Genomic DNA, 16,558 nt, shown 5'->3' on the forward strand with positions numbered 1-16,558 from the left:
GGCGGCGGTTCCTTTCGAGGCGCTCAGCAGGGCAAAGTCGGGGCGGGCAAGCGGGTCAGCGGGCGGGGAAGCCGTGGCGGCGGGCGGTGACGACCGTCGCGATGACGGGGGCGAGCAGGAGCAGGGCCGTCCAAGGGAGGGCGGACGTCCCGAACCGGTCGAGGAGCACGCCGCCCGCGACGCCCCCGCCCGCCATGGCGACGTTCCAGAGGGTGACGAGGAGGGCCTGCGCGGCGTCGGCGGCCTCGTCCCCGGAGCGGGATCCGGCCTGGCCGGCGGCGGTCTGGAGCAGCGTCGGCGCGCCGCCCCAGCCGAGGCCCCACAGCGCCGCCGCGGCGTAGACGAGGACGGCCGAGCCGGACACCAGCGCGAGGGCGGCGGCGCCCACGGCCACCAGCAGGACGCTCGCGATCGACAGCAGCCGCAGGTGCCGGTGGATCCGCGCGCCGACGACCGCGATGCTCAGCAGGGACGCCCCGCCGAACACCAGCAGGACGGCGTCGGTCGAGCCGCCCATACCGAGCGCGTCCAGGTAGGCGGCGACGTAGGCGTACAGGACGGTGTGCGCGAGGACGTACACCAGCGTCACGAACAGGACGGGCGCGACTCCCGGCACCCGCAGCACCCGCGGCCGTTCGGTCTCGGCCGATCGCCGCCGTCCGGGGAAGTCGGGGACGGACGCGGTGATCCACCCGATCAGGACGATCGTGAGAGCCGTCATCGTCCAGAACGCCGTCCGCCAGCCGAGCGCGGAACCGAGGAACGTGCCCGCCGGAACGCCCAGCGAGAGCGCGACCGGGATCCCGGCCATCGCGATCGCGATCGCGCGGCCCTCCAGCCCCTCCGGGGCCAGGCGGCGCGCGTATCCGGCGAGCAGCGCCCAGGCCAGGCCCGCCGCGACCCCGGCCGCGAACCGCGCGACCATCGTCAGGACGTAGTCGGAGGAGACCGCCGTGACGCCGTTCGCGACGGCGAACCCGGCGACCGTCGTCAGCAGCAGCCGCCGGCGCCGCCAGCCCGCCGTCGCGGCGGTGAGCGGGGCGGCGGTCAGGGCCGTCCCGAGCGCGTAGACCGTGACGGTCTGCCCGGTGGCCGACTCGCCCACGCCGAGGCCGCCGCTCATCTGCGTCAGCAGCCCGGCGGGCAGCGTCTCGGTCAGGCTCGTGATGAACACCGCCGTCGCCAGGGCCAGCAGCGGGGACATCGGCAGTCCCCGGGCCGCGGCCCGCGTCGGCTGCGCCGTTTCCGTGGTGACCATGTCGCCTCCTTCTCGGTCGTCTCGTCCTCGACAGGACGGGACGACAGTGCCCGCCCGGGCTTCGGGTCCGCTGACGAGCGGCTGACGGTCGATCCGAATAGGCTGCCGACGTGCGGTTCGGGGTGCTTGGTCCGGTGGCGGTGTGGGACGACGGCGGGACGCCCGTCGCGATCCCGGAGGCGAAGGTGCGGGCGCTGCTCGCCGACCTCCTCGTGCGGCCGGGCGCGGCGGTCTCCGCCGACCGGCTGATCGACGACCTGTGGGGCGACCGTCCGCCGGGGAACCCCGCGAACGCGCTCCAGGCGAAGGTGTCGATGCTGCGGCGCGTCCTCGGGCGGGACCGGGTCGTCCGGGAGGCGGCCGGATACCGCCTCGTCGTGGACGGGACCGACTCCGTGGACGCCGACCGCTTCACGTCCCTCGCTGAGCGCGCGCGCACGATGGACGACGCGCGCGCACGAGCCGCGGTCCTTTCCGAGGCCCTCGCCCTATGGCGCGGCCCCGCGTTCGCCGACTTCGCGGACGAGGAGTTCACGCGGACGGCCGCCGACCGCCTCGACGACCAGCGGCTGACCGTCCTAGAGGAGCACGCCGAGGCGCGGCTCGCCGCGGGCGAGCACCTGCTGCTGGCCGGGGAACTCGCCGATCTCGTGGCGCGCAACCCGCTGCGGGAGCGGTTGCGGGCCGTCCACGCGAAGGCGCTCTACCTGTCCGGAAGGCAGAGCGAGGCGCTGGCGTCCCTCGCGGACCTGCGCGAACTCCTGGCGGACGAGCTGGGCGTCGATCCGAGCCCCGAGCTGGCCGCGCTGCACGAGGCGATCCTCCGGCAGGACGCGTCGCTCGCGCCCGTCCGGGAGCGGCCCGCCGCGACGAACCTGCCCGTCCCGCTGACCGGCCTCGTCGGACGGGACGAGTGCGTGGCCGACGTCGTCCGCCTGCTGGACAGGGCGCGCCTGGTCACGCTGGTCGGCCCCGGCGGCGTCGGCAAGACGCGTCTCGCGCTCGAATCCGCGCGCGACGCGGCCCGGCCGGACGGAACCTGGCTGATCGAACTGACCGCGCAGGAGGGCGGCGCCTCCGAGATCGCCCAGCACATCGCGGCCGTCCTCGGCATCCGCGACGAGCTCCCGGGCACGGCCAGTGCCTGGGACGGCACGGGCGAACCGCTGGACCGGCTCGCCGCGGCGCTGCGCGACCGGCGGGTGCTGCTCGTCCTGGACAACTGCGAGCACGTGGTCGAGGCGGTCGCCGACCTCGTCGCCCACCTGCTGGCCGTCGCGCCCGGCCCGCGCGTCCTCGCCACCAGCCGGGAGCCGCTCGCGGTGCCCGGGGAGACCGTCTACCAGGTCGAACCCCTCGGAGAGGACGACGCCGTCCGGCTGTTCGCCGAGCGGGCCGCCGCGTCCGCGCCCGGCTTCTCGCTCGACCGGGACCGGGACGCCGTCGCCGAGATCTGCCGCCGCCTGGACGGCATCCCGCTCGCGCTGGAGCTCGCCGCGACCCGCGTCCGGGCGCTCGGCGCGCGCGAGCTGGCGGCGCGGCTCGGCGACCGGTTCCGCGTGGTGGCGTCCGAGCGGCGCGGGGCGCCCGCCCGGCAGCGCACCCTCCGCGCCATGATCGACTGGAGCTGGGAGCTGCTCACGCCGTCCGAGCGGATCGTGCTGCGCCGCCTCGCGGTGCACCGCGACGGCTGCGACCCGGTGGCGGCCGAGGCCGTGTGCGCGGGCGGCGGCGTCCACCCGGAGGAGGTCCTCGGCCTGGTCGGCCGCCTCGTGGACCGTTCCCTCGTCGTCATGGCCGAGGGCCCGGACGGGCCGCGCTACCGGCTGCTGGAGTCCGTCGCCGCGTACGCGCTGGAACGGCTGGACGAGGCCGAGGAACGCGCCGGGACCCGCGACCGGCACCTCCGCCACTACCTGGAGCTGGCCGAGACCGCCGAACCCGGCCTGCGCGGCGCGGACCAGCGCTCCTGGCTCACCCGCCTCGACGCCGACGCCGCCAACCTCCGCGCCGCCCTGGACGAGGCGTCCCGGCCCGAAGCGGCCCGCCTGGCGGCGGCGCTCACCTGGTGGTGGCTTCTGCGCGGCCGGTTCCACGAGGCCCGCGGCGTCCTGGCCGAACACGCCCCCGGCGGCCTCCTGCACGCCGCCTTCGCCCTCCTGACCGGCGACCACACGGCCACCGCCCCCGTGGACGACCCTGCCGGGTCGTCCGGGCGGGCCGTCTGGTTGTACGCGTACGGGTTGTTCCATGCGGGACGGGCCGCCGAGAGCCGTGAGGCCAACGCGCGGGCGCAGGAGCTGTTCGCCGCCGCGGACGACCGATGGGGGATCGCCGCCGCGCTCGCGTTGCGGGCGATGCACGCGATGACCGACGGAGACCTCGACGCGATCGCCGAGTCCGGGTCCCGCGCCGCCGGGCTGTTCCGCGACCTCGGCGACCGCTGGGGCGAGCTCCAGACCGTCCCGCCGCTGGCGATGCTGGCCGAGGTCCGGGGCGAGTACGCCGAGGCCGAGCGGCTCCAGACCGAGGGCCTGCGGATCGCGCGGGACCTCGGGCTGCGCGCCGAGGAGTCCGAGCGGCTGTCCGGCCTCGGCCGCCTCGCGCTGCTCGCCCGCGCCTGGGACCGGGCCCGTGACCTGCATGAACGGGCGCTGCGGCTGGCCGTCGAGCAGGGGTACCGGTACAGCGAGGTGGGCGCGCTGATGGGCCTCGCGCTCGGCGCGCGCCGCTCCGGCGACCTCGACGCCGCCGAGCGGCACCTGCTGGACGTCCGGGAGGGCTACGAGTCGTCGCTGCTCGGCGAGCACCTGATGGCCGCCGAACTCGGCTTCATCGCGGAGCTGCGCGGCGATCCCGAGACCGCCGCCGCGCATCACCGCGAGGGGCTCGCGATCGCCGTCGAACTGGCCGATCCGCGCGCGCTGGCCCTGTCCCTGGAGGGCGTGGCGGGCGCGTGCGCGCTGGCCGGGGACGCGTGGCGGGCCGCGCTGCTGCTCGGGGCCGCCGACGCGGCCCGGCGCGGCGTCGGAGCCCCGCTGCCGCCCGCCGAACGCGGCGACGTCGACCGGATCACCGCGTCCGCCGCGTCCGCGCTGGGGGACGAGGCGTTCGCCGGAGCCTTCGCCGAAGGCGCGCGCCTCACCCCGGACGAGGCCGTCAGCTGGTGCTCCCCGGATGCGCCAGGCCGATCCTCCGCAGGTCGCCGGCCAGCCGGGTCGCCAGGTAGCGGTGGCCGTCCGGGGTCGGGTGAACGTCGTCCGGCTTGATGTACCGCGGCGCGTTGCCGGTGCCGCGGTCCCGGTCCCCGGTGATCCACTTCTCGGCGAGCGGGTCGATGAACGGGATGCGCAGCCCCGCCGCCACCCCGCGCAGGCCGTCCCGCACCGCGACGGCGCCCCCGGTCGGATGGTCGCTGCCCCACAGCGGTCCCACCAGGACGATCCGGGTCCGCGGCCAGCGCGCCCGGGCCTTCTGCAGCAGGGTGCGCGCCGCGTCCGAGACCTGCTGCGCCGGGTACTTCGCGTCGTTGTGCCCGCCGGAAACCACCAGCAGCGCGGGCGCCGGCCGCCAGCCGAGCTGCTCCTCGAAGAGCCGGTCGAACGGGCTGTGCCTGCTGCCGGGCGCGACGAAGCCCGTCCCGCCGCGTCCGCCGAGGACGACCTGCCAGCCCAGCAGCCGGGCCGTCGCGGCGGCGTAGGTCGTCTCCGGCTGCACGCCGCGCTCGCCGACCGTGTAGGAGTCGCCGAGGAACATCACGACGGGCGCCGCGGCGGCGACCCGGTCCGCGGTCCTGGGCGGTTTCGCCGTCTTCGCCTCGTGCGCCTCCGAGGCGCATCCCGCCAGCAGGAGCGGAGCACAGACCAGCAGGGACGCCGCATCGCGGCGGAGGCGGCCAGCAGCCATTTACAAACCACCATTGTTCGGTATGGATCCCGCGCATCCTAGCGATCCAGACCTGCCACGAGTGTCGTTTGCCGCCGCTATGATCGGCGCTCCCGAGCCTCGAACGGAGCCCCGATGAGCACCGCCGAGCCCCCGGCTCAGCCCGCACCCGCCGCCGAGCCTCCGCCCGGCACCCAGCCTCCGCCCGGCACCCAGCCTGCGACCGACGCCGGCGCTCCGTCCGAGGACCCCACGTGCTTCCGGCACCCGAGGCGCGAGAGCCGGGTCCGCTGCGTCCGGTGCGACCGCTACGCCTGCCCCGACTGCCTGCGGGACGCGGCGGTCGGCCAGCAGTGCGTCGAGTGCGTCCGCGAGGGCCACCGCAGCACGCGCCAGGCCCGGTCGGTGTTCGGCGGACGCGTCGGAGCCACGCCCTGGGTCAGCTACACGATCATCGGCCTGTGCGTGCTCGGCTACCTGCTGGAACTCGCCGCCCCCGGCATCGTCGACCGGCTCGACGCGCTCGGCACCGGGCTGCGCGGCCCGGGCGGCCACTACTTCGTGGACGACGGCGGCGGCGTCCCGCCGGGGTTCGCGCAGGTCGGCATCGCGCACGGCGAGTGGTACCGGCTGATCACCTCGGCCTTCCTGCACCAGCCGCCCGGCAGCGGCTTCGGCGTCCTGCACATCGCCCTGAACATGTGGTGGGTGTGGAGCCTCGGCAGGCGGACCGAGGAGATGCTCGGGTGGGCCCGCTACGCCGCCCTCTACCTGCTGTCGGCGCTGGGCGGCTCGGTGCTGGTGTTCCTCGTCGCGCCGACGACCGGCGCGCTCGGCGCGTCCGGCGCGATCTTCGGGCTGGGCGCGGCCTACTGGGTGTTCAGCCGCCGCCTCGGCCACGACATGCGCGCGGTCAACCAGCAGACCCTCTACATGATCGTCTGGCTGGTGATCTCGGCCGGGCTGACGTCCTGGCAGGGACACCTGGGCGGCTTCCTCGCGGGCGGCGCGATCGCGCTCGCCTTCGCCTACGCGCCGCAGGCCCGCCGCCTCCTGGTGCAGGCCGCCGCGGCGACGGCCCTGTTCGCCCTGCTCGTGGCGCTCGTGGTGGTCAAGACGTCCACGCTGACCTGAACGGGCGCGGAGGGCCGCTCGACCCTCCGCGCCCCCTTCAGGTGGCGGGTCAGTCGTCGATGGGACGGAGCTCGTCGGCGTAGCTGACGGAGATCCGGCGCATGACGCCGTCATCGGTGATCGAGTACTGGCCCAGCCGCCACAGCGGGGGCGAGTAGGCGTGGATCGACACGCTCGCCTCGGCCGCGCCCACCAGGCGGTGGATGTGCTCCGGACCGAACGCGAACGACGTGCCCTCGCCCACGCGGACGCGCACGTGCTCGCCGCCGATGCGCGGGTTGCACTCCTCCAGCTCGCCCGCCACCACGCGGACGGCCCCGGACGAGACGTCGTGGTCGTGCCAGCCCGTGTCGTTCTCGGGCGTCCAGCAGAGGAGCCACACGTCCACGTACTCGTCCCGGTAGAGGGACGCGTAGTGCCGTTCCTCGTCGGAGAAGGCGACATGCGGCCGCCACAGCTCGGGCCGCTCGGCCAGGCCGTCCACCAGCCCGCGCAGCTCGTGCTTGTCCAGCGCACGGGCCGGCAGGTCCGGGATCGGGGGCCGCTCGGACGCTCCGGTCAGGTCCGGCGTACAGGAGTCGCCCTCGATGAGAACGGCTTCAGAAGACATGGGTTCGCTCCTCTCCTTCGAGTAGTCGGTACGGGTTGGCCACGCGGAAGGCGCGGCGGGCGGCCTCGCCGAGGCCGAGTTCTCGGGGCTCCGCGTACGGACGGTCGCTGCCGTGCACCACGACGTCCACGCCGAGGGCGCGGACGATGGCGTCGGCCGCGCGCGGCCCGTAGGAGGACGTCTCCACGAACGCGTTCCGGTCGATCTCGCCGCGTCCGCCTCCGCGCGCCGCGAGGCGCTCGCCGTGCAGGGGCGCAAGACCGGCCATGAGGGCGAAACAGACACGCAGGCGCGGGAACGCGGGACGCCCGAAGGCGCGGAACGCGTACCAGGCCGCGTGCATCTGCCCGACGTAGGGCACGACGGCCGCCCACCACGCCGGTCCCTCGGCCGCGGCGGCCGGGCCGGGATGGACGAACAGCGGGAGGCCGCGCTCCTCCAGGACGGCCAGCAGCGGCGCGCATCGCTCGTATCCGGTGGCGTCGAGCAGCGCGTTCGCGGGAAGCTGGAGACCGACGAAACCGCGATCGAGCTCCTTGACGAGGGCGTCCGGGTCGATCTCGGTCACGCAGGCGGCGGCCCAGGCGCGGAACGGCTCCGGCAGCGCCGACGCGCCGTCGTGGTACGCGTCCAGAAGCGGACGCGCCTCGTCCGGAGGCAGGAGTTCGACACCGAGCGGTGACGAGAGTGACACCAGCGCGAGTTCGAGACCGTCCGCGCGGGCCAGCGCGGCCCGGCGCGCCTCGTCGTGGTCGTCCGGTTCCACCTCGTAAGGAGGCTCGCCGTCGAGGTGGAGCGTCCAGCCGTCGAGGCGGGGCGCGGCCGTCCGGGCGCGCAGCGCGGCGCGCAGGGGCGCGCTCCAGAGGTGCTGATGGACGTCCACCCCCGACACGCGCCGCTCCTTACTGAACCGCATCAGTTAACCGTTTCAGTGAACCGGTTCAGTGGCCCCCGCGTCAATGGCCCGCCGGGAATCGTCGTACCGACCGTCTAGGGTTGGGGGGCGTGAGCGACAGGCGGAAGCGCGCGACCATCCGGGAGGTCGCGCAGGCGACCGGCCTCTCACCCGCCGCGGTCTCCTACGCGCTGCGCGGAATCCAGACGTCCGAGGAGACCCAGGAGCGGGTCCGCGCCGCCGCCGAGGAGCTCGGCTACGAGGCGCACCCGATCGCCCGCGCCCTGGCCAGCGGGCGCACCGACATGGTCGGCCTGCTCTGCGGCTCCCTGGAGGACTACTGGCAGCAGTCCCTCGCCGTCGGGATCGGCCGCGCGCTGCTCGCCCGCGACCGCTACGCCCTGATCGTGGACGCCGGCGGCGACCCCGAACGCGAGCTGGCCCTCGCCCGGCGCCTGCGCGACCAGCGGGTGGACGGGCTGATCGTCCAGCCGCTCGACCCGGCCGCCCCGCTCTGGTCCGAGCTCGCCGAGACCCTCCCCGTCGTCTCCATCGGGGACGCCCTGCGCGGCGGCAAGGCCCAGGGCGAGGTCGTCTTCGACAACCGGCGCGGCGTCACGCTCGCCCTGGAGCACCTGCGCGACCTCGGCCACCACCGCGTCGCGGTGTTCACCCCGACCCGCGCCAGCACCCCCGACCGGCCCGCCGACGTGCACGTCAACGCCGAGGCCGAGCGGCTCGGGCTCGCCGTCCAGGTCGTCGTCGCGCCGCCCACGCCGGCCGAGATCACCGAGGTCGCGCTGCGCGTCCTCGCCGGCCCCGACCGGCCCTCGGCCCTGTTCTGCTTCTCCGACACGATCGCCTACGCCGTCTACGCCGCCACCCGCGAGCTGGGCCTGTCGGTCCCCGGCGACCTGGCCGTCTGCGGCTACGACAGCCACCCGATGTCCGCGCTGCTCACCCCGCCCCTCACCACGGTCGACTGGGACATCGACGGCATCGTCCACGCCGCCGTCCGGCTGGTGGTGGACGTCATCGACGGCAAGCCGCGCAAGCGCCGCGTCGTCCGCGAGCCGGAGCTGATCGTCCGGCCGTCCACCGCCGCCTGACCCCGCTCACGGCCTCTGACCGCGATCACCCTGCCTGAGCCCGATCACCGGCTCGCCGCGGCTCATCCGGGCGCTCACTCGGCGCGGCGCAGGTGGACGGCCTCGTCCGGGCTCGGGAGCAGGCGGGCCAGCCGGGGGAGCAGGTCGGCGGCGATCGCGATGTCGACGTCCAGCGGACGGTCCTCCACGCCGTCCGGCAGCACCGAGGCGGCCTGGTCGAAGGCGGCCCGCAGGGCGCCCCCGGACGGCGCGCGCCCCTGCATCCGCAGCGCCCGCACGGCCGCGACCAGCTCGCACGCCAGCGCGATCCGGTACGCCGCGACCGCCTCGCCGGTCGCCCGCGCCGACTGCGTCGCGAACCCCGCGTGCTCCTCCACCCCGCGCGACAGCACCGCGCTGCCGAGCGCCGCCGGCGCCGCCTGCCGCCGGACGTCCGCCAGCGCCGAGTGCGCCACGTACTCCAGGATCATGATCCCGGACGCCGCCTCCGCGTTCGCCTGGAACGCCCGCAGCCCCGTGAACGACGGCTCGGTCAGCGTCCCCAGCCGCGCCGCCGACAGCGCGCCCGCCTGGAACAGCGCGAGCCGCGCCGCGTCGAGCGCGAGGCCCGTCCCGGCGGTGTGGAAGTTGCCGTTGTGCCAGACCTCCGCGTCCGGCACGTCCACCAGGGGGTTCTCCGCGGCGCTGTTGATCACCCGCGTGACGGTCCGCTCCGCGTGCCGCGCCGCCTCCAGCGCGGGCGCGTGGACCTGCGGAAACGCCCGGTAGCCGTACGGGTCCTGGATGCGCGCCGGGGTGTCGAGCTCGTAGGCGAGCAGGCTCCGCACCGCCGCCGCCACCTCCGCCTGGACGGGCTGCGCCACGTGCACGGCGGGCGCGTACGCCTCCCGGGACCCGCGCACCGCCAGCATCGACAGCGCCGCGATCACCACCGAGGCGTCCAGCGCCTCCCGCAGGTCGGTCACCGCGAGCGCCGCCTCGCCCAGCGTGGCCGCGTTCGAGCTCATGAAGCCGAGCGCGTCCGCCGAGCTCAGCGGGAAGTGCGGGCCGCGGGCGAGACCGGCGTCCGCGTCCGCCTCGCCGCCGCCGTCCAGGCCGCCCGCCAGCCACGACCGCTCGCCGATCAGGCACAGCGCGGTCGAGGCCATCGCCGTCAGGTCCCCGGTGCCGATCGCCCCGTACACCGGGACGGGCGGCAGCACGCCGAGGTTCAGCGCGTCCGCCAGCGCCGCCAGGACGCCCGGATCCACGCCCGAGCCGCCCGCCGCGATCTGGTTCGCCCGCACCACCAGCATCGCCCGCACCACCTCGGGCCTCGCCAGCGGACCGGCGCCCGCCGCGTGGCTGCGCATCAGCCGCAGCCCGTGCGCGTCGGCGTCCTCCCACTCGACCTCGACCGCCCGGTTCGCCCCGACGCCGGTCGTCCGGCCGTAGACCGGACGGCGCTCGGCCACCCGCCGGACCGTCTCCCAGGCCGCCCGGGCCCGCTCGCGGCCCGTGTCGGATATGGCGATCATCACGTCCCCGCGGGCCGCGCGGGCGACCAGATCGCAGGTGAGGGACGTCCCGTCAAGCTCGATCCGGCTGTGCGACACGGCGCTGCGCCCCTTTCTCGTGTTTTCAGGTCGATAACATCGACAGTCATCGGGTTGACCCGGCGGTACCCGTGCCGGAGATTGTCGGTTGTCTAAGGTTGGGTGGATGCCGGTACCGATCACCCAACAGTCAGCGAGCGGAACGGCGTCCCGGCGGCGCCCCAAGAGGACGTGACTCGTTTGATCACCTTCACGGGCGTGACGAAGCGCTACCCGGACGGCACGGTCGCCGTGCACGACCTCGACCTGGAGATCCCGGCCGGACGGATCACCGTCCTGGTCGGTCCGTCCGGCTGCGGCAAGACCACCACCCTGCGCATGGTGAACCGGATGATCGACCCGAGCTCCGGGACGATCACCGTCGACGGCCGGGACATCCGCGAGGTCGACCCGCCCACGCTGCGCCGTGGCATCGGCTACGTCATCCAGCAGGCCGGCCTCTTCCCGCACCGAACGATCATCGACAACATCGCCACCGTGCCCTACCTGCTCCACCAGGACAAGAAGCAGGCCCGCAGGCGCGCGCTGGAACTGATGGAGCGCGTCGGGCTCGACCCGGCCGTCGCCAAGCGCTACCCCGCCCAGCTGTCCGGCGGGCAGCAGCAGCGCGTCGGCGTCGCCCGCGCGCTCGCCGCCGACCCCCCGATCATGCTGATGGACGAGCCGTTCAGCGCGGTCGACCCGATCGTCCGCGCCCAGCTCCAGGACGAGTTCCTCCGCCTCCAGACCGAGGTCGAGAAGACGATCGTCTTCGTCACCCACGACATCGACGAGGCCGTGAAGCTCGGCCACCGCATCGCGGTCTTCCAGGTCGGCGGGGTGCTCGCCCAGTACGCCACCCCGGAGGAGCTGCTCGAGCACCCCGCCAACGACTTCGTCCGCGACTTCCTCGGCGGCGAGCGCGGCATCCGGCGGCTCCGGTTCGTCCAGAAGCTCGACGCGGAGGCCGCCGCCGAGAACGCGGCGAGACCGATCGCCTCGGGGGGCCCGGCCGGGCCGCACGGCGGCGAGGCAGCGGCGGCGGGCGAGCGGTGAACGCGCAGCCCCTCCCGCTCGCGGTCGGCGACAGCGGGGAACCCCTCGTCCGCTGGGACTGGATCGGCCGCAACTCCGACATCATCGTCCGGCACCTCAACGACCACCTGATCCTCTCGATCGTCCCGGTGGTGCTCGGCCTGCTGGTGTCGCTGCCGATCGGCCTGCTGTGCGCCCGGCACCGCTGGCTGTACGCGCCGGTCGTCGGCCTCACCAGCGTGCTCTACGCCATCCCGGCGATCGCGCTGTTCGTCGTGCTGGTCGCCTTCACCGGCCTGACCCGCACCACGGTGATCATCCCGCTCACCCTGTACACCCTGTCGGTGCTCGTCCCCGCCGTCGTGGACGGCATGGACTCGGTGCCCGAGCACGTCCGGCAGGCGGCCACCGCGATGGGCTTCGGCACGCTGCGCCGGCTCGTGCAGGTCGAGCTGCCGATCGCCGTCCCGGTGGTGATGGCGGGCCTGCGGGTCGCGACCGTCTCCAACATCAGCCTCGTCTCGGTCGGCGCGCTGATCGGCGTCGGCGGCCTCGGCGAGCTGTTCACCGACGGCTTCAACCGCGACTTCACCACCCCCATCGTGGTCGGCATCGCGCTGATCATCGTGCTGGCGATCATCGCGGACGTCCTGCTGCTCGCCCTCCAGCGGCTGCTCACCCCCTGGGCCCGCGCGGGCCGGGGCGGGCGGACGGCGCGCCGGGCCGCCCGCGCCGAACTGGCCGAACCGGAAGAGGCCGCCCTGTGAACGCCATCCTCGACGCGATCCGCTGGTTCTTCCACGACCAGCAGTGGCACGGCACCGACGGCATCCCGCACCGGCTCGCCGAGCACCTGTGGTACTCCGGCCTCGCCTTCGCGATCACCGTCGTGATCGCGCTGCCGCTCGGGCTGCTGCTCGGGCACGTCCGGCGCGGCCGGGCCGCCTCGTTCTTCGGCTTCTCGGTCATCGCGTCCGCCAACGGCGCGCGGGCGCTGCCGACGCTCGGCCTCCTGATCCTGGCCGTACTGATCACCTCGTCCAGCCTGGTGCCGACGCTGGTCCCGCTGATCGTCCTCGCGATCCCGCCCGTCCTGGTGAACGCCTACACCGGCGTCCAGCAGGTCGAGCCCGAGCTGCGGGACGCGGCGGAGGGCATGGGCATGACCGGCCGCCAGGTGCTCTGGCGGGTCGAGGCCCCGATGGCGCTGCCGCTGGTCCTGCTCGGGCTGCGCACCGCCGCGATCCAGATCGTCTCCACCGCGACCATCGCGGCCTACGTCGGCCTCGGCGGCCTCGGCCGCTTCATCGTGGACGGCCTGAAGCGGCAGGAGTACTCCAGCACCGCGGGCGGCGCGATCCTGGTCATCCTGCTCGCCTTCCTCATCCAGTTCGCGTTCGGCCTGCTGCGCCGGGTCGCGGTCTCGCCCGGCCTGCGGCGCTCCTCCTGACGCTCACCACTGAAGTTCCTGCGAAAGGACTGTTCGATGTTCTCCAAGATGCGCGGCGCCGCGGTGCTGCTCGTCGGCGCGCTGGCGCTGTCGGCCTGCGGGGGCGGCGGCGGTGACAAGAACCCGCTCGGCGGCTCGTCCGGCGGCGGGGGCGGGGGCGGCGGCACCCTCGTGATCGGCACCGCCGACTTCCCCGAGAGCCAGGCCCTCGGCGAGGTCTACGCCCAGGCCCTCAAGGCCAAGGGCCTGAAGGCCGAGACCAAGGTCGCCGGGACCCGCGAGGCCTACTACAAGGCCATCCAGTCCGGCCAGCTCGCGATCGTCCCCGAGTACAACGGCAACCTGCTGCTGCACGTGGACCCGAAGGCGACCGCCGCCACCACCGAGGAGGTGAACGCGGCCCTCGGCCAGAAGCTGCCGTCCTCGCTCGGGATCCTCAACTCGGCGAAGGCCGAGGACAAGGACTCGGTCGTCGTCACCAAGGCGACCGCCGACAAGGACCACCTGAAGACCATCGCCGACCTCAAGCCGGTCGCGTCGAGCATCGTCTTCGGCGGCCCGTCGGAGTTCAAGACCCGCGTTTCCGGCCTGGTCGGAATCAAAGAGAAGTACGGGATCGAATTCAAGGAGTTCAAGTCCCTGGACACCGCCGGTCCCATCACGGTGGCGCGCCTGAAGCAGGGCGAGATCCAGGCCGCGAACCTTTTCTCCACGGACGCCGCGATCACCAAGAACGGGTTCGTGGCGCTGGAGGACCCGAAGAACGTCTTCCCGGCGCAGAACGTGACCCCGCTGATCTACCGCAGCAAGGTGAACGCGGACGCCCAGGGCGTCCTGAACGCGATCGCCGCGAAGCTCACCACCCAGGACCTCCTGGACATGAACTCCAAGATGTCCGTTGACAAGGCCGAGCCGCGCGACGTCGCCAAGGACTGGCTGAAGAAGGCCGGAATCGCCTCCTGACGCCGTTCTCATGAAGAGGCCCGCACGATCGTCGTGCGGGCCTTTTTCATCGCGTTCACGGCGTCCGGCCGCCGAGGCGGGTGGTGAGGTCGGCGGCGGTGCGGCGGACCTCCGCGGCCAGGTCGGGCCAGGTGTCGTCGGGACGGGTCTCGCGCCGGAACGTGACGGTGATCGCGGCGGTGGGGTGGCCGGTGTGGTCGAAGGAGCAGGCGGCGATGGACGCGAATCCCTCGGTGACCTGGCCGTCCTCGGCGGACCAGCCGCGCCGGGCGTCGGCGGCGAGGACGCGCCGCAGCTCGCGCAGCGAGGCGGGGCCGCGGCCGGTGCGGTCCACCAGCGGGCCGGGGAACAGGGCGCGGACCTGCGCGGCGGGCAGGTGGGCGAGCATGGACAGGCCGCTCGCGGTGAGCTGGGCGGGCAGCCGGACGCCGACGTCGGTGACCAGGGTGGCCTGGCGCCGGGCCGGCTGCTCCTTGAGCAGGTAGAGGGTCTCCGCGCCGTGCAGGACGCCGAGCTGGGCGACGTCGCCGGTCCGGTCGACCAGGCGGCGCAGGAGCGGCCGGGCGAGGCGTTCGAGCGGGCCGTGCCGCAGGTAGGCCGAGCCGATCTCGAAGGCGGCGACGCCGAGGCCCCAGCGGCGGTCCTCGGGGACGTAGGAGACGAAGCCGTCCCCGGCCATGGCGGTCAGCAGGTGGTAGGTGGACGACCGGGGCAGGCCCAGCTCGCGCGCGATGGCCGAGGCGGGCAGCGGCCCGGCGGACTCGGCGAGCAGGCGCAGCACGGCGAGCGCCCGCCGCGCCGCCGGAACCTGCCCGCCACCGCCCGCGGCAGCGCGCGCAGTACCGCCCGCGGTATCGGCCCGGCCGGGACCGAGAGCGGCATCGGGGGCGGAACCGAGAGCGGCTTCGGGGGCGGGTCCGAGAGCGGGTCCGGGATCTCGGCCGGGAGGAGGGTCGGGCGCCGCGGAATTCGGGGTCACCGGCCCATTGTCTCGTATGTGAGACAGTACGGCGTTCGCGCGGGTCGTTCCGGAACGGTCCGGGCGCTGCAATGGGGGTATGAGTTTCGGCATGGGGGACACGAACATCCAGGTCGGACCGGAACCGCTGACCTTCGACGAGGTCGTCGCGGTGGCCCGGGACGGCGCGCGGGTCGCGCTGACCGACGAGGCGCTGAAGGCGATCACCGAGTCGCGGGCCGCGATCGAGGAGCTGGCCTCCCGTCCGACGCCCGTCTACGGGGTCTCCACCGGGTTCGGGGCGCTCGCGACCCGGCACATCGCCCCGGAGCTGCGGGCCCAGCTCCAGCTGAACATCGTCCGGTCGCACGCCGCCGGGTCCGGCCCGGAGGTGGAGCGGGAGGTCGTCCGGGCGCTGATGCTGCTGCGCCTGCACACCCTCGCGACCGGCCGGACGGGCGTCCAGCCCGAGACGGCGAGGGCGTTCGCGGCGCTGCTGAACGCGGGCATCACGCCGATCGTCCACGAGCACGGCAGCCTGGGCTGCTCCGGCGACCTCGCGCCGCTGGCGCACTGCGCGCTCGCGCTGATCGGCGAGGGCCAGGTCCGGGACGCCAAGGGCGACCTCCGCGAGGCGAGGGACGCGCTGGCCGAGGCCGGGATCGAGCCGGTCACGCTCGGCGCGAAGGAGGGCCTGGCCCTCCTGAACGGCACCGACGGGATGCTCGGCATGCTGGTCCTGGCGATCCGCGACCTGCACAAGCTGCTCACCGCCGCCGACCTCGCCACCGCGATGACCGTGGAGGCGCTGCTCGGCACCGACCGCGTGTTCGCCGCCGACCTCCAGGCGCTGCGCCCGCACCCCGGCCAGGGCGTCTCGGCCGCGAACCTGCGCGCGCTGCTCGCCGACTCGGCGATCATGGCGTCGCACCGCGGCCCGGACTGCACCCGCGTCCAGGACGCCTACTCGCTGCGCTGCGCCCCGCAGGTGAACGGCGCGGCCCGCGACACGCTCGCGCACGCCGAGCTGGTCGCGTCCCGCGAGCTGGCCTCGGCCGTGGACAACCCGGTTGTCCTGCCGGACGGGCGGGTCGAGTCCAACGGCAACTTCCACGGCGCGCCGATCGCGTACGTGCTGGACTTCCTGGCCGTCCCGACCGCGGACGTCGCGTCGATGTCGGAGCGCCGCACCGACCGGCTGCTGGACAAGGCGCGCTCGTTCGGCCTGCCGCCGTTCCTCGCCGACGACCCCGGCGTGGACTCCGGCCTGATGATCGCGCAGTACACGCAGGCGGCGATCGTCAGCGACCTGAAGCGGCTCGCCGTGCCGGCCTCCGCCGACTCCATCCCGAGCTCGGCGATGCAGGAGGACCACGTGTCCATGGGCTGGAACGCCGCGCGCAAGCTGCGCAAGGCCGTGGACGGCCTGACCCAGGTCGTCGCGATCGAGATCATGGCGGCGGCCCGCGCGCTGGAGCTGCGCGCCCCGCTGCGGCCGGGCCCGGCGACGGGCGCGGTCGTCGCGAGGCTGCGCGAGGGCGGCGTGCCCGGGCCCGGCCCGGACCGCCACCTCGCCCCCGAGATCGCCGCCGCCGTCGAGCTGGTGCGGGACGGCTCGCTCGTCGCCGCCGCCGAGTCCGTCACCGGCCCGCTGTCCTGAATCCCGCGCGCGGCGACTCCGCGCGCG

General features: G+C 74.7%; 12 protein-coding genes and 2 pseudogenes. 8 read left to right on the plus strand and 6 right to left on the minus strand.

Going from position 1 to position 16,558, the window contains the following annotated elements; translation table 11 throughout:
* Positions 1-55: 55 nt before the first annotated feature.
* Complete coding sequence (locus tag ACFPCY_RS01850; RefSeq protein WP_378251777.1) at positions 56-1,258, minus strand: MFS transporter; 1,203 nt, start codon at positions 1,256-1,258, stop codon at positions 56-58.
* A gap of 110 nt (positions 1,259-1,368) precedes the next feature.
* Between ACFPCY_RS01850 and ACFPCY_RS01855 the strand changes: the two genes are divergently transcribed.
* A complete protein-coding gene (locus tag ACFPCY_RS01855; protein ID WP_378251778.1) occupies positions 1,369-4,527 on the plus strand; it encodes a BTAD domain-containing putative transcriptional regulator in 3,159 nt (1,052 codons plus the stop codon).
* Here ACFPCY_RS01855 and ACFPCY_RS01860 read toward each other — a convergent pair.
* On the minus strand, positions 4,418-5,164 hold the full coding sequence (locus ACFPCY_RS01860) for an SGNH/GDSL hydrolase family protein (protein WP_378251779.1): 747 nt from the start codon (positions 5,162-5,164) through the stop codon (positions 4,418-4,420). The two genes, ACFPCY_RS01855 and ACFPCY_RS01860, sit on opposite strands and share 110 nt — an antisense overlap.
* 114 nt (positions 5,165-5,278) lie before the next feature.
* On the opposite strand from ACFPCY_RS01860, the gene ACFPCY_RS01865 reads away from it, so the two are divergent.
* Entirely contained in the window at positions 5,279-6,277 is a 999-nt protein-coding gene (locus ACFPCY_RS01865) for a rhomboid family intramembrane serine protease (protein ID WP_378251780.1), read from the plus strand.
* Positions 6,278-6,326: 49 nt separating this feature from the next.
* Here ACFPCY_RS01865 and ACFPCY_RS01870 read toward each other — a convergent pair whose 3' ends face one another.
* Positions 6,327-6,887, minus strand: coding sequence for a cysteine dioxygenase (locus ACFPCY_RS01870; protein WP_378251781.1), 561 nt, complete (start codon positions 6,885-6,887; stop codon positions 6,327-6,329).
* Positions 6,877-7,803: an amidohydrolase family protein gene (locus ACFPCY_RS01875; RefSeq protein ID WP_378251782.1), complete on the minus strand. Its 927-nt coding sequence runs from the start codon at positions 7,801-7,803 to the stop codon at positions 6,877-6,879. The genes ACFPCY_RS01870 and ACFPCY_RS01875 overlap by 11 nt, the downstream gene beginning before the upstream one ends.
* A gap of 89 nt (positions 7,804-7,892) precedes the next feature.
* Between ACFPCY_RS01875 and ACFPCY_RS01880 the strand changes: the two genes are divergently transcribed.
* The gene (locus ACFPCY_RS01880; protein WP_378251783.1) at positions 7,893-8,891 is read left to right on the plus strand and encodes a LacI family DNA-binding transcriptional regulator; all 999 of its coding nucleotides are present in this window, start codon (positions 7,893-7,895) and stop codon (positions 8,889-8,891) included.
* 74 nt (positions 8,892-8,965) lie between these two features.
* On the opposite strand, the gene ACFPCY_RS01885 is transcribed toward ACFPCY_RS01880, so the two are convergent.
* Entirely contained in the window at positions 8,966-10,486 is a 1,521-nt protein-coding gene (locus tag ACFPCY_RS01885) for an aromatic amino acid lyase (RefSeq protein ID WP_378251784.1), read from the minus strand.
* A gap of 180 nt (positions 10,487-10,666) precedes the next feature.
* On the opposite strand from ACFPCY_RS01885, the pseudogene ACFPCY_RS01890 reads away from it, so the two are divergent.
* The 4 genes and pseudogenes from ACFPCY_RS01890 to ACFPCY_RS01905 all read left to right on the plus strand — a co-directional run.
* Positions 10,667-11,410, plus strand: a pseudogene (locus tag ACFPCY_RS01890) (ABC transporter ATP-binding protein); the annotation flags it as partial.
* A 107-nt stretch (positions 11,411-11,517) separates the two neighbouring features.
* The gene (locus ACFPCY_RS01895) at positions 11,518-12,267 is read left to right on the plus strand and encodes an ABC transporter permease (RefSeq protein ID WP_378251785.1); all 750 of its coding nucleotides are present in this window, start codon (positions 11,518-11,520) and stop codon (positions 12,265-12,267) included.
* Complete coding sequence (locus tag ACFPCY_RS01900) at positions 12,264-12,950, plus strand: ABC transporter permease (protein WP_378251786.1); 687 nt, start codon at positions 12,264-12,266, stop codon at positions 12,948-12,950. The genes ACFPCY_RS01895 and ACFPCY_RS01900 overlap by 4 nt, the downstream gene beginning before the upstream one ends.
* Before the next feature lie 36 nt (positions 12,951-12,986).
* Complete coding sequence (locus ACFPCY_RS01905; protein WP_378251787.1) at positions 12,987-13,913, plus strand: ABC transporter substrate-binding protein; 927 nt, start codon at positions 12,987-12,989, stop codon at positions 13,911-13,913.
* A 55-nt stretch (positions 13,914-13,968) separates the two neighbouring features.
* Here ACFPCY_RS01905 and ACFPCY_RS01910 read toward each other — a convergent pair.
* A pseudogene (locus tag ACFPCY_RS01910) lies at positions 13,969-14,721 on the minus strand (IclR family transcriptional regulator); the annotation flags it as partial.
* A gap of 262 nt (positions 14,722-14,983) precedes the next feature.
* Here ACFPCY_RS01910 and hutH point away from each other — a divergent pair.
* A complete protein-coding gene (gene hutH, locus ACFPCY_RS01915) occupies positions 14,984-16,531 on the plus strand; it encodes a histidine ammonia-lyase (RefSeq protein WP_378252555.1) in 1,548 nt (515 codons plus the stop codon).
* The last annotated feature ends 27 nt before the right edge of the window (positions 16,532-16,558 follow it).

The organism is Actinomadura gamaensis, assembly GCF_042652125.1.
Classification (GTDB): domain Bacteria; phylum Actinomycetota; class Actinomycetes; order Streptosporangiales; family Streptosporangiaceae; genus Spirillospora; species Spirillospora gamaensis.